The organism is Photobacterium sp. Alg240-V54, from assembly GCF_900537155.1.
Classification (GTDB): domain Bacteria; phylum Pseudomonadota; class Gammaproteobacteria; order Enterobacterales; family Vibrionaceae; genus Photobacterium.
This window is the reverse complement of record NZ_UNRL01000001.1, coordinates 1175372-1188918: the sequence shown is the minus strand read 5'-3', so window position 1 is coordinate 1188918 and position 13547 is coordinate 1175372. Positions and strand designations below refer to the sequence as shown.

General features: G+C 39.3%; 12 protein-coding genes. 8 read left to right on the top strand and 4 right to left on the bottom strand.

Annotated elements, in window-relative coordinates:
• Positions 1 to 5: 5 nt before the first annotated feature.
• From G6R09_RS05105 to G6R09_RS05075, 7 genes are all read left to right on the top strand, one after another.
• Entirely contained in the window at positions 6 to 926 is a 921-nt protein-coding gene (locus G6R09_RS05105) for a LysR family transcriptional regulator (RefSeq protein ID WP_163920873.1), read from the top strand.
• Between the two features lie 511 nt (positions 927 to 1437).
• The gene (locus tag G6R09_RS05100) at positions 1438 to 1620 is read left to right on the top strand and encodes a hypothetical protein (protein WP_163920871.1); all 183 of its coding nucleotides are present in this window, start codon (positions 1438 to 1440) and stop codon (positions 1618 to 1620) included.
• 306 nt (positions 1621 to 1926) lie between these two features.
• Entirely contained in the window at positions 1927 to 2169 is a 243-nt protein-coding gene (locus G6R09_RS05095; protein WP_163920869.1) for a hypothetical protein, read from the top strand.
• 256 nt (positions 2170 to 2425) lie between these two features.
• Positions 2426 to 3577, top strand: coding sequence for an iron-containing alcohol dehydrogenase (locus G6R09_RS05090; RefSeq protein WP_065168650.1), 1152 nt, complete (start codon positions 2426 to 2428; stop codon positions 3575 to 3577).
• Positions 3578 to 3644: 67 nt separating this feature from the next.
• Positions 3645 to 4037 (top strand): hypothetical protein, encoded by a 393-nt coding sequence (locus G6R09_RS05085; protein WP_045071353.1) that lies wholly within the window; start codon positions 3645 to 3647, stop codon positions 4035 to 4037.
• Between the two features lie 93 nt (positions 4038 to 4130).
• Positions 4131 to 4391 (top strand): hypothetical protein, encoded by a 261-nt coding sequence (locus G6R09_RS05080; RefSeq protein WP_163920866.1) that lies wholly within the window; start codon positions 4131 to 4133, stop codon positions 4389 to 4391.
• 156 nt (positions 4392 to 4547) lie between these two features.
• Positions 4548 to 5555 (top strand): substrate-binding domain-containing protein, encoded by a 1008-nt coding sequence (locus G6R09_RS05075; RefSeq protein WP_065168063.1) that lies wholly within the window; start codon positions 4548 to 4550, stop codon positions 5553 to 5555.
• A 38-nt stretch (positions 5556 to 5593) separates the two neighbouring features.
• Here G6R09_RS05075 and G6R09_RS05070 read toward each other — a convergent pair whose 3' ends face one another.
• From G6R09_RS05070 to G6R09_RS05060, 3 genes are read right to left on the bottom strand one after another with little or no spacing between them, the layout of a single operon-like run.
• Complete coding sequence (locus tag G6R09_RS05070; RefSeq protein WP_065168062.1) at positions 5594 to 6232, bottom strand: bifunctional 4-hydroxy-2-oxoglutarate aldolase/2-dehydro-3-deoxy-phosphogluconate aldolase; 639 nt, start codon at positions 6230 to 6232, stop codon at positions 5594 to 5596.
• 19 nt (positions 6233 to 6251) lie between these two features.
• Positions 6252 to 8045: a phosphogluconate dehydratase gene (edd, locus tag G6R09_RS05065; protein ID WP_163920863.1), complete on the bottom strand. Its 1794-nt coding sequence runs from the start codon at positions 8043 to 8045 to the stop codon at positions 6252 to 6254.
• Positions 8038 to 8553: a gluconokinase gene (locus G6R09_RS05060; RefSeq protein WP_065168060.1), complete on the bottom strand. Its 516-nt coding sequence runs from the start codon at positions 8551 to 8553 to the stop codon at positions 8038 to 8040. The genes edd and G6R09_RS05060 overlap by 8 nt, the downstream gene beginning before the upstream one ends.
• A 168-nt stretch (positions 8554 to 8721) precedes the next feature.
• Between G6R09_RS05060 and G6R09_RS05055 the strand changes: the two genes are divergently transcribed.
• Positions 8722 to 10083, top strand: coding sequence for a GntP family permease (locus G6R09_RS05055; protein ID WP_065168059.1), 1362 nt, complete (start codon positions 8722 to 8724; stop codon positions 10081 to 10083).
• 775 nt (positions 10084 to 10858) lie between these two features.
• Here G6R09_RS05055 and G6R09_RS05050 read toward each other — a convergent pair.
• Entirely contained in the window at positions 10859 to 13534 is a 2676-nt protein-coding gene (locus G6R09_RS05050; RefSeq protein ID WP_163920860.1) for a molybdopterin-dependent oxidoreductase, read from the bottom strand.
• Positions 13535 to 13547: the final 13 nt, after the last annotated feature.

The window sequence follows — 13547 nt, the reverse complement described above, 5'->3', positions numbered from 1 at the left end:
GACTGTTGCAGACAAAAAACAATAAAATTGGCTTTGATCTTAATACGATCAAGATTTTTGCACGTGTTGTTGAGATACAAAGTTTTACGCAAGCCGCTGCTGAACTAGAGTTAACAAAATCAACAGTAAGCAGAAAAGTAGCAGAATTAGAACGATATCTAGGTGTTAAATTATTAACACGCTCAACACGCCAATTAGTTTTAACAACAGAAGGCGATACTTTTTATCGTTCTTGTGCGCATATTTTGGAGGTATTACAACAATCTGAACTTGAAGTGACTGCTAGCCATGATTTAATTTGCGGCACATTAAATATGGTAATGCCGGTTGAGGTAGGAAAAGGAATTATTGGCGATTGTATAAAAGCATTTATGAACCTTCACCCTAATTTAAAAATCCACCTTGAGCTATCAAACCGTAAAGTTGATCTTATCAAGGAAGGCTTTGATATTATGATACAGGTTGGGGAGATTGAAGATTCGTCTTTGATTGTCAGAACATTCCATCATACAACACGGGTGTTAGTCGCTAGCCCCAAATACATAGAACAATATGGTTTACCACAAAATTTATCTGACTTAAAAATACCGCATCAACAAATTCGTATGATAAGTAATGTACGTACAAGTAATAAAGATGTACTAGAAGGGCTACCTTACCGTTTTAAAGTAAATACATTAAGTGCAGCGTTAGATATGTGCTTAGAGGGTTTTGGTATTACCTACATTCCTGAATTTTTGTGTCGAAATCTAATTAATGAAGGCAAATTAATTCATATTTTACCTAGCCTTTATAAGTCGCAAATCCCTATTCCTGTCAGCTTCATTTACCCAGAGCGCGATTTAATGCCACGCCGATTACGTGCATTTATTGATTTTACAATCGCGCAATTTCAAGATGAGATCCAACGCCGTAAAAAAGGCTAAATGGTATTCAAACCAACGATAACAATGCAGAGTCTGCATGTACTCAATCAGGCAATCCATACTGAGTTTCCATGCTTAACCGCCTCACTTTCACTAAAAAGACAAAATTTTTAGACAATTTTGTCTTTCAAAATAAAAAACACCAAAATGTTATTGCTGTGAATATAAATAACGGTCATGAAATAATAACATTATAAAAAACAGAACATTAGTGTCGGTTATCTATGGAAAACGCCAACTTCTCGATTACATTCAAATAGTCTCTGATCGCGTTGTTCTTCAAATATACAATGTTTTAAATATCTCCTTAACAGTGGTTTTTTATACCAATACTCCAAAGTTACCAACTCGAACCAAACAGATAATGTTAAAAATCAAGGCTAATTAAGTATTTTTAATTAAAACAAAAGCCAGATTACCACCACTTTAGTAACAATGTTTTTACTATTAGAGTAATTATCATTCATGAGGTAATGAATAGAATGGCGGCATCTAATTAAGGAGTTAAATCATGAAAAACGCATTTTTTGCATCACTTATTTTATTAGCATCAACTGGCGCACAAGCAAGCAACTCAACAGCGACAGGGCCATTAGTAAATTGTTCTCTTTCTAATGGCAAATCTGATTATATGCCAGTAATGATGTGTGAAATACAACAGCAAAATATGAATAAAAATAATGAGACTTTATAATCTCTAAAGATCATAGATTACACATTTTATTTATTATATTTTGATATGATCCAAAACAAAGGCTGCATTATTGCGGCCTTTGTTATATCTGAACCTTCGTCTTTCCTAAATGCATTTCACCACTCAAAAACTCGCTCCGTGCTTCTAAAAACATCGCCCTTAAACCCTGCCTTCACATTATTCCCAACTCGTAATAATCTTTTGTCATTTTTGAGTATTGTTGTTTTTGATGTAATTATCAATAATACATCCATCGAAACGCAGACGGCGTTAGCAAACAACTATCAAGATAAGGTTACACAACTCATGAAAACAGTTATTAAAGCAATTATCGCAACCGCTATTATCGCTACTTCTTACACAGCATCTGCACGTGATGGCGCATTTACAGGTAACGTAAATTTCGATAACCAAGCAAATAATTCTGTTGTTGCTTGCCACTATGCCGTAAACGGTACCGCCGATAAATCACACTCAGGCATTGTGGTGACTAATTCAAACAGCCACATGAGCTTTAATGACAAACTATTATCAGCTGCTGACAAGTAATAGTCAGAATAACACAGCCAAGTAACTCGATTTTAATTACGCTCACATTGTTACTCATAAGTAAAAGTGTTTTTGTTTTAGGCTTATTGTTACCAAAATAACATGATGTAAAATGTTGCTTCGACACAAACAATAATAACTAAGTTCGATATAGCAGCAGCCTTTACTCACTTTTAAACGCGCTATCAAACAGATTCAGACTTATGGTTAACACGGTAAGTCGCTATAAATTAATAATAATTATCGGAGTTTTACGATGAGCAATGTTTTTTACATGCCACCTGTAACGTTAATGGGCCCTAATGCTATTCAATCTCTAGGTGCTGAGCTTGCATCAAAAGATCTTCAAAAAGCCCTTATCGTCACAGACAGTGTATTGGTTGAAGTCGGTCTGGTTAGCAAACTAACTGATGAGCTAACCGCTCACGGTCTTGAGTACACTATTTACGATGGCGTGCAACCTAACCCAACAGAGCAAAACATTGATGATGGCCTCGAGCTATTAGCAAACAGCCACGCTGATTTTGTGATTTCATTTGGTGGCGGCTCTTCTCACGATACAGCGAAAGGTATCGCATTAGTGGCAACCAACGGTGGTCATATTCGTGATTACTCTACAGGTGTTCACTTATCGAAAAAGCCACAATTACCATTAGTCACAGTTAACACAACGGCGGGTACCGCTTCAGAAATGACTGTATTTGCGATCATCACTAACCAAGAAGATGAAACCAAATATCCTGTAGTTGATAAGCACTTCACCCCTATTATTGCTGTTAACGATTCAGAATTAATGGTGGCAATGCCTACGTTCCTTACTGCAACCACGGGTATGGACGCATTAACTCATGCGGTTGAAGCCTATGTTTCAACTGCAGCAACACCAATTACTGATGCAGCTGCAATCAAAGCGATTGAGTTGATCATTAATAATTTAGAAACAGTGGTGAACGACGGTCAAAACCGCGAAGCACGCGATGCAATGCAATACGGTGAGTACCTTGCAGGCATGGCATTCTCTAATGCATCGCTAGGTTATGTTCACTCAATGGCGCACCAATTAGGTGGTGTTTACGATCTGTCACATGGTCTATGTAACGCTATCCTATTAGCAGAAGTATCACGCTTTAATGCTAAACAAGTACCTGAGCGTTTTATTGATATCGCTAAAGCAATGGGTATCGATACAGCATTAATGACACAAGAAGAAACCATTGATGCAGCTCTTGATGCAATTGATGGTTTATCAGCCGCTGTCGGTACTAAACTGCGTCTAGCCGATTTGGGTGTAACCGAAGACAAGCTTGCGTTCATGGCACAAAATGCCCTCAACGATGCGTGTTCTTTAACTAACCCACGTAAAGCGAGCCTAGAAGAAATCGTTGAGATCTTCAAAGCACGCATGTAATAAGCACCACCCTACACAAGGCTGGATAAAAACTACCAGCCATTATTATAAAAGAAGGACAAATCCAATGACTACATTAACTGAAAAACCAGGTATCTCGCTGATCAAAGCTGGCTCTTTTAAGCTAAACGACCTAAGCAAGCTATTAGAAGTTGAAGGCCTAAAAAGCGACATGGCTGAAGTTGCTGTTACTAACAACAGTGCGCCATTGACGATTGGTCACTTCACTATGTCTCCTGGCGTAGAGTTTGAATACTTTTACGATTCAGTAGAGTACAAAGTTGTAACGAAAGGCAAGATCGTAATGCGTGATATGGAAGGCAACAAATACGTTGCTGAAGTAGGCGACGTTATTCTGTTCTCTGCTGACGTTAAAGTTATCTTTGATGCAGAAAGTGACGGTGAAGCTATCTACACTGCACACCGCCAAGCAGCTGAAGATTTTGCACCTGCAAAATAATTTCATTGCCAAATGAATCCTTAAAGCCTTGAACCTTGTTTAAGGCTTTTTGTTATCTACATCACGCCTAGTATCCTAGTTAAAGAGTAAAAAATGCCAGAAAATATTATTGTTGAAGTAAGTAATTACCGAAATACACCCAAGAAAGTTTCAATAAAGGCGTATTGCAATACAGATAAAAACCTTGCTGGTACAATGGTCATTCCATTAGACCAATATGAATCTGCTGGATTAATTCAATCATTAACTCTAGGTATGAATAATAACAATCACGTTATTAGTGATAAGTGTAAAGCTTTACTTAACTACATTTCCTCTGGAGCAACCATTCGCATGAATTGCTATGCCAGATAAAACACCACTTCAATAGGTTGCTTTCCACTAAGGTCGCTGAAGTGATCTTTTTTTAATTGAGTTACGCTAAAGTCATTCGTTGTATAAACTTAATCATTATGAGTCTATCTTAATAAAATGTTAGACTATTTTAATAGATCTCGATTTGGCTACTTTATGTCTTCAATACCTAAACATCGTCCAACACTGAATGATATTGCTTCACTTGTTGGTGTTACTAAAATGACGGTTAGTCGCTACTTACGCGATCCGAACTCTGTGGCGATTGCAACAAGAGAAAAAATAGCCGTTGTGATTGAAGAAATGGGTTATGTACCAAGTCGAGCACCAGATATTTTATCTAACCGTAATAGTAAAGCGATTGGCATTTTAATTCCTTCCCTTTCTAACCAAGTCTTTGCCTCTTTAATTCAAGGAATTGAAGCCGTAACTAAAGCACAAGGTTACCAAACCTTAATTACCCATTACGGTTATAGCCCCGAAGAAGAAGAGAAGAAAATATGCTCTTTATTGTCTTATCACGTTGATGGCTTAATCTTAACGGAAAGTATTCATACTCAACGTACTTTAAAAATGATCGAATCAGCAGGGGTATCTGTTGTAGAAACGATTGATTTGCCAGAAAACCCCATTGAGCTTGCTGTTGGTCTTGATCATGAGCAAGCTGCTTATGAAATGGTATCACTCATGATTGCACGTGGACGTCGTCAGATTGTGTATTTTGCCGCGCGGATGGATCGTCGAACTCAATTACGTTGTGATGGTTATACTCGCGCCATCATTGAAAATGGCTTAACGCCAATCATGATTGCGACAGAAGAGCACTCTAGCTTTACTCAAGGGCGATTATTAATGGAAAAGTCACTACAGGACTACCCATTATTAGATGGCGTTTTTTGTACCAATGATGATTTAGCCATTGGTGCCATGATGTTATGCCAAGAACGTCATATCGTCATACCACAGCAAATTGCCATTGCTGGCTGTAATGCATTAGATATTGGTAAAGCTATTTCACCCACATTAGCCAGTATTGAAACCCCGCGAGAGCAAATGGGTAAAATGGCAGCAGAATTACTATTAAAAAAACTCTCAAATAAAAAGATAACCAAAGCCATTAATAATATTGGTTATTCAATCTTTTTAGGGGATAGCTTAGGTTAAAGCGCATCATGCTAATACATCATGCGCTTTACATACTATTAACTCAGTAAAGCAACAGCTTGTTTAGATAACTGAGTAATTTTATCCCACTGGCCATTATCGATCAGATCTTTAGGTAGCATCCAAGAACCACCAACTGTCGCTACACATTGTAGTGATTTATATTGATCAACATTTGCAGGACTAATGCCCCCTGTTGGGCAAAAACTCACTTGTGGCAATGGTGCTGAAATTGCAGCTAATACTTTCGCGCCACCATTTGCTTCTGCAGGAAAGAATTTAAGCTGCTGATAACCGAGTTCAAGTGCTTGCATAACTTCTGATGGAGAGCTTACTCCTGGAATTAATGGGGCTGAACCTTTTTTAGCATGCGCTAATAGTTCGGGCGTCATTCCTGGTGAAATAACAAATTTTGCACCCGCAGCAACAGCAGCATCATATTGCTCACAATTTAATACTGTTCCTGCACCCACCATTGCTTCAGGCATCGCTGCTGCAATGGTACGAATGGCATCTAATGCTACAGGTGTACGTAATGTAATTTCAAATACTGTTATTCCACCATCAAGTAATGCTTGTGTCATCGGTAGTGCGTGTTCTAGTTTTTCAATAACCATCACAGGAACAACAGGTGATGCTTTAAATACGTCTTTAGGGTCTAGTTGCCAACAATTCATTTTATATCCTTATGCTAAATCAATTAAAAATAGTCGCGCCAGTATCAGCACTTGAAATTTGAGAACGGAAACCTGAAAATAAATTTCTGCCCCAGGTTTGTGGTTGATATTGGTAAGTAAACTCAGGCATATGACGTAATGACAAATCAGCATCAACATTAAGTACGCCACGAACGGCATCAAACTCAATCATATCGCCATCTCGAATCAGGCCTATTTCACCGCCACAAAAAGCTTCTGGAGTAACATGTATCGCCGCTGCTATTTTTCCTGACGCGCCAGATAATCGGCCATCGGTAACTAACGCAACACAATACCCCTGCTTTTGAATGTTCCCCAAAATAGGCATTAACTTATGTAATTCAGGCATGCCATTCGCTGCGGGGCCGTTATGGGTGACAACAACAATAACATCTTGGTTTAACTCGCCTTTTTTATATGCTTTCTCTACTTCGTTTTGGCATTGAAACACTTTAGCTGGGGCGGTTATTTGTTGATACTCAGTCGCTACCGCAGAGACTTTAATGACTGATTTACCGATATTACCAGTCAATACTTTTAGCCCACCACTGCCACTAAATACCTGGGTCGGCATTGCCAACACTTCAGTATTGGTACTATCGCCACAATCGACCCAAACTAACTGATCATCTTTTAATATTGGCGTCGTCATTAGGTCTGCAAACTCACCAAATGCGGTTTTAATATTGGTGTTTAATAATCCTAATGCATGCAGATTTTTCATTAATACAGGCACGCCGCCTGCTTGTTGAAAGGCATTAATATCTTCAGGACCATTGGGATACATGCGTACTAATAACGGAACCGCATCAGATAACTCACTAATGTCATCCCACGTTAAAATAAGTCCAGCACATCGAGCGATCGCCACCATATGTAAGCTGTGATTAGTGCTACCACCAGATGCAAGCCAAGCAACGAGTCCATTAACAAGACTTTCAGCAGTAAAGACTTCATATAAAGGGCGGTATTGTTGTGATTGGCTGTTCATTGCCGCAATTTTGCATGACGCGGCTTGGGTTAAAGCATGGCGTAATGCACTATTTGGAGCTACAAAAGCAGATCCTGGAAGCATAAGTCCCATCGCTTCAAGCACTAATTGATTGGTATTAGCCGTTCCATAAAATGTACAGGTCCCTGGTGAGTGATACGCCTGACATTCCATATTTAATAAGGTTTCTTTGGTTGCTGCTCCCGCGGCATATTGCTGACGAACCGTTACTTTTTCATCATTGCTGATCCCTGTCCCCATTGGACCAACAGGAATAAAAGCCGTCGGTAAATGAGCAAAAGATAACGCCCCCATTAATTGACCCGGTGCAATTTTGTCACAAATACTGAGTAATAATGTGCCATCAAACGCATTATGACTTAAGGAAATCGCCGTTGCTTGAGCCACAATATCACGTGAAAATAGCGACAACTCCATGCCCGGTTGCCCTTGAGTAATACCGTCACACATTGCAGGGACACTGCCTGCAACTTGACAGGTGTGTCCTAACGGTCGCAATGCTTCTGCAATAATGTCAGGGTAGAATTTGTAAGGCTGATGCGCACTTAACATGTCGTTATAAGCTGTTACGATACCAAGATTTGAATGTAACAAATCTAAAATCGCACTTTTCTCTTGAGAGCAATTAGCAGCAACAACATGGGCTAAATTACCGCAAGATAGCTGGCGACGACCGCGACCAGAGTTGACCATCGCTAATGTCATCTCAAGCCATTGGCGGTAACTGGTCTCACTGCGCTGCTTAATGCGTTGTGTAACGCGAGCAATAATCTTATTCATTGATATTTCCTACCAATGCAGCAACGGCTGCATCCACAATGTTATCGATAGACCCATCGATTGAAATCGTAAATACGCCAGCTTCTTGATTTGGTCTTTCTAAGGTTTCTAATTGGCTATCCAGCATAGTTTCACGCATGAAATGCCCTTGGCGCGCACGCATTCGTTCTAAAATGAGTGATCTGCTACCATCAAGAAAAATAAACTGTACATTTTTATTGCCTTCACGAATTTGGTCGCGATATTTCTGTTTCAAAGCAGAGCAAACAATGACACCCGTTTCATTCTTAGTTTCAATGCTATAGGCTGCGTCACGGATACGTTCAAGCCACGGTGCTCTATCGATATCATCTAAAGGCGTACCACTTGCCATTTTTTGAATATTAGCTTTAGGGTGTAAATCATCACCATCAATAAATTTTGCATTGAGCTTGTTAGCAATATTTTCACCGATTGTTGATTTACCACAACCGCACACGCCCATAACAATGATGCTTCTGCCTGTCATTTATTCTACCTTCCTCTCATTTTTGAATACGGGCTTATCGAATTGCTTGTAAGCTACCATGTTACGGGTAACATGTTACCCGTAACTTCGCGGTGTGTGAAGTTATTCACAATAAAAAAAAACTGAACATTATTATCTTAATTTTAATTTTTGCTGGAGAAATCCTGTATGACGCAAGATCCTACATTCTTATTATTAGTGGCTACTGGCTCAATCGCACTGTTATTGCTCCTCATTATGCGCTTTAAAATACATGCTTTTTTAGCACTAACATTAGTGAGCTTTTTAACCGCCGTTGTTACTGGCGTACAATCCGATCAAGTCGTACCAACTATGATGTCTGGCTTTGGTGGCACGCTAGCATCTGTTGCACTTCTTGTTGGTCTCGGAACCATGATTGGCCGAATTCTAGAAGTAACAGGCGGTGCGAAAGTATTAGCAGATACACTCATTGGCCGATTTGGCTCAGATAAAGCCCCATTCGCACTAGGTATTGCTTCATTACTATTTGGTTTTCCAATCTTTTTTGATGCGGGACTGATCGTTATGATGCCGATTCTATTTAGTGTTGCTAAACAGTTTGGTGGCTCAACAATCAAATATGCATTACCGGTTGCGGGTGCATTTGCTGTGATGCATGCATTTCTACCGCCACACCCAGGCCCAGTGGCAGCCAGTGAATTATTAGGCGCTAATATTGGACTATTAACTTTTGTCGGTCTGATTATTGCCTTGCCAACCTGGTATTTAGGGGCTTATTTATATGGTTTATGGGCTGGCGAGCGTTTTAATTTACCGCTACCTCAAGCATTTTTAGCAACCCAAAGTGTTATTGATGAAGATAAACTTCCTAAATTCTCACTTGTTATTTCTATTTTACTGATGCCATTAGTGCTTATCTTTATGGATACAGGATTAAATACTTTATCAGTTATGGGCATGGTGGATCCTCAATCAACATGGGTCAATATTTTGCGCATGTTAGGTAAAACACCTGTGGCATTAATGATTACCTTATTATTCTGTTTAGCAGTCTTTGCCAAAGATTACGGCATGGCAAAATTAGAAAAGCTATGTGGTGATTCATTAGCACCCATTTGTGCCGTTATTCTAGTAACAGGTGCTGGTGGTATGTTTGGTGGGGTATTACGTGCAAGTGGTATTGGTGATGCATTAGCTGGCGTACTCAGCGATACAGGTATGCCTGTTATTGTTGCAGCATTCTTAATTGCAACGGCATTACGTGTTGCTCAAGGCTCTGCAACAGTAGCTTTAACAACGACTGCTGCCTTGATTGCTCCAATGGTCGCAGCAACTACTGGCCTAAGTGCTTTTGACTTATGTTTTATTGTTATCGCAATTGCATCTGGTGCAACAGTGTTATCTCACTTTAATGACTCGGGCTTCTGGCTAGTCGGTCGACTACTTGATATGGATGAGAAAACAACCCTCAAAACATGGACTGTAATGGAAACTTTACTGGGAACCATCGCTTTCATTATTGCAGCAACATTGAGTATATTCTTATAGCAATCATCTTAATTAATACAGATTAATTTAAAAGGGCTAAACAGTAATTGTTTAGCCCTTTTTTTGTTTGGAAAGCATCACAAACCATAACATTTTAAAAAACAAACTGTTAATCTCAGCTCTCTGTGGGAAAGGCCAACTTCTCTATTACATTCAACCTTTGACGCAACTTGAAAATAACATTAACAATCAAGTACTTATTAATAAGTGTTACTTGGGTACATTGCTTCAGGTGCGACCATTCACATGAATTGCGATGCAAGACAAAACGTTAATCAAGGTGCAAAAAAAGACTATGTTTTTTTTGCTGTTTAATTAAGCTGAAAGTTTACAACATAAAATGATTGCAGATGTCATAACGAAATAAAACATCAACTATACCGGCATGGGAGTGAAGTGTTAGTAAAGGAATAAATGGAATAAAAGAGGACTGCCTCGTAAGTCAATTGTTCAGGATTAACTCAACGAGGCATAAGATTTTCGTAGCCAAATGAATTTATGCTCAATCATTAGCATAAACAATAGCTGTTGTTTTGTTTTGTGGCTTTGTCCTCATTATTGCTATTTTTCATGAAAAAAAAGCGAATCCCACTTGCATAGAATTCGCTTTTAATCATTGTTAATCAATAACTAACAATGTTGTCATTGCCTTTTATTTGACCATTAGAGACAAATATTTATCACTGTGTAAGAACTTATTTCAACGTTGGATTTATATTAACTGTATAGGCTATGTAAATCACGTCACACAAATAACAAATAACAAATAACGTTACTATGCTTTTGCTGCGTGTTTATCTAAATACTCTAAAACAAGTTTACGATCAGCCGCACTTAACCCTGCTCGAGGGAACATACTTTGCGTGATCCCAGCCCATTGGGCACGCGTATGTGCTGCTGGATTCGGTGCTGCGTGACACATAGTACAACTGGCATAGAAAATTTCCTGACCACGGCTAATCTTCGGCGCTGCTTTACCCGCATTGGCTTTATGCAGTAAGGCTATACGACCATCAATGTTCAAATCAACCATAGGTAAAATACAACCATCATTCGGTCCAGTCGGTTGCTCTATCAATGGTGGCTCATAGGCTTTATTTGGTGAGCATGGGTTGGTACATTTTTTATAATACGCCAAACAGGTATTAGCACTGGTACCTTGGCTTAGTCCGCCACATGATTGATCTGATGTCAGAATATTAATCTGGCCACTATTACAACGACCTAATTTATCTAACTGTAACCATGCACCTTCATGGAGACAGGCAACGCCACGGCGAACTTCTTTTGATAATTTAGCACCACAAAGTAGCGCACCACGTTCATTATGTAACTCGACAAGATCGCCATCAACAATACCTTGATCATGCGCATCTTGTTCGTTAATCAACAAATACTGACGACCGTCAACACACTCATAACTATTGGTATCTGCGTTTGCCATTTGTGAGTGTAAGCGCATCCATGGGTGTGGGCTCAGAATATGCAATTGACCTTTTTTAGCATTACCTAAAAATTCAAACGGCTGCATATATGTCGGTACAGGTGGGCAATCATCAAGCTTCATTTTAGCGATAGATTCGCTGTACAGCTCAATTTTACCAGATGGCGTATGTAATGGGTGCTTCTCTGGATCATCATAAAATGCACCATGACGTTGCCAGTAATCGGCTTTTTCTGGGGTTGGCATCACGGTAACACCATCTTTCCAGAACTCATCAAATGGTTTGATTTTAGCGGCAGTGGATGATTCATATGCTGTTTTCAGCAATGTCATCATATCTTTACCGGTAGTGTATTTATCTTCTACATGGAAGATTTTGGCTAAACGACGGAAAATTTCAAAGTCATCTAAGCTTTCACCATAAGGTTCAATCACTTGCTGCATAGCATAAACTTTATTATTGCTATAGGTGCCACCAGACGTAATATCAATCCGCTCTAATGCACTGGTTGCGGGTAAAACAATATCGGCAAATCGAGCTGACGCACACCACCATGTATCCTGACAGACATAAGTCTCAACTTTATCATTCATTGCTTTAATCAAAGCATTGAGGTTTTGTTGATGTGAGAACAGATTATTACCTGAGTTATACACCATTGATATATCAGGGAATTTTAACGTTTGACCATTATAAGTAAATGACTTACCAGGATTAAGTAGCATTTCAGCTTGCAGAACAACAGGACAACCCGCAGAAACAGGGTTAAAGCCTTGACCTAATGTCACAGGCAATGAAGCACCTGATTGTGGCATGCCGCCGTTACCATAATGCCAACTAAAACCAAAGCCTTCGCCAGGTTTGCCAATTTTACCAGCCATAGCCGCAAAGTTAATAATCGACCAGTGGATCATCTCGCCGTGATCAGCACGTTGCACCGCCCAACCAGCTGCAATTTGGGTTTTTTTCGTTTTAAATAGTACTGCGAGCTGTTTAATTTCAGCCGCTGAAATACCGGTAATTTTCGCCGCCCACTCAGGAGTTTTGGCAACGCCATCTTGTTTACCTAATAAATAATCAAGATATTGTTCATAACCAACGGTATATTTTTTCAAATATTCAAGATCTGCTAATTTTTGATCTTGTAAGTGAAAAGCCATCGCATTAAATAATGCAGTGTCAGTACCGGGAATAATTGATACCCACTCACTGTCTAAATTACGATCGGTTGTGGTTCGTTTAGGGTTAATTGAAATGAACTTAATCCCTTTTTGTTTCCACTTCAGCCAATGGCTTTGCATTTGATGATCAGCAACACGAAACTCAACTCGGTTGGTTTTCCAAGGATCACTGCCAACTAAAACAAATACTTCGGTGTTTTCTTCAATAACAGGCCAAGCTGTTTGAGGTGAATATACTTCCATATCACCGACAATGTGCGGCAAAATAACCGTTGAAGCACCCGCAGAATAGTCACCAATCGTGGTACTGCAACCACCAATTAAATTAAAGAAACGTCCCTGAACAACAGGTGGACGTAATAACCCCGTATTTGACCAACCATCATAAGATGAGTCAAAAATACCTTGGTTACCTTTATTTTCAATGGTATGCAAAATAGCACTGGCTGTTAACTGTAATGCCGTATCCCAACTTACTCTAACAAACGGCTCTTTACCGCGTAATTCAGGTTTAGTATCTCCACCTAAATTTTCTAAATATGATTTACGTACCATTGGATATTGAATACGTGTTTTATTATAAGTTCGGCTTAATAAGCCTTCTAGTAACATTTCAGTTGGCTGTGGATCAAGTTCTTTACGCGGTTGAATACCAACTAATTTTCCGTCTTTTACTACACCATAGAAAGGCCCCCAGTGACTCGCACTAGGAATTAAAATTGTATCATCAGCAAATGCAAAGTTTGCGGGGAATAATGTTAAACCATTTGCTGCAATAGCCGTGGCAATAGCTGATTTTAAAAAGTTACGACGAGAAATAGGCATAATATCTCCAATT

Bases quoted from the DNA above. Each gene is read 5' to 3' on its own strand.
- G6R09_RS05100 (WP_163920871.1), top strand. From the start codon at position 1,438: ATGAAAAACGCATTTTTTGCATCACTTATTTTATTAGCATCAACTGGC.
- G6R09_RS05080 (WP_163920866.1), top strand. From the start codon at position 4,131: ATGCCAGAAAATATTATTGTTGAAGTAAGTAATTACCGAAATACACCC.
- G6R09_RS05090 (WP_065168650.1), top strand. From the start codon at position 2,426: ATGAGCAATGTTTTTTACATGCCACCTGTAACGTTAATGGGCCCTAAT.
- G6R09_RS05070 (WP_065168062.1), bottom strand. From the start codon at position 6,232: ATGAATTGTTGGCAACTAGACCCTAAAGACGTATTTAAAGCATCACCT.
- G6R09_RS05085 (WP_045071353.1), top strand. From the start codon at position 3,645: ATGACTACATTAACTGAAAAACCAGGTATCTCGCTGATCAAAGCTGGC.
- G6R09_RS05095 (WP_163920869.1), top strand. From the start codon at position 1,927: ATGAAAACAGTTATTAAAGCAATTATCGCAACCGCTATTATCGCTACT.
- G6R09_RS05075 (WP_065168063.1), top strand. From the start codon at position 4,548: ATGTCTTCAATACCTAAACATCGTCCAACACTGAATGATATTGCTTCA.
- G6R09_RS05050 (WP_163920860.1), bottom strand. From the start codon at position 13,534: ATGCCTATTTCTCGTCGTAACTTTTTAAAATCAGCTATTGCCACGGCT.
- G6R09_RS05055 (WP_065168059.1), top strand. From the start codon at position 8,722: ATGACGCAAGATCCTACATTCTTATTATTAGTGGCTACTGGCTCAATC.
- G6R09_RS05060 (WP_065168060.1), bottom strand. From the start codon at position 8,553: ATGACAGGCAGAAGCATCATTGTTATGGGCGTGTGCGGTTGTGGTAAA.
- edd (WP_163920863.1), bottom strand. From the start codon at position 8,045: ATGAATAAGATTATTGCTCGCGTTACACAACGCATTAAGCAGCGCAGT.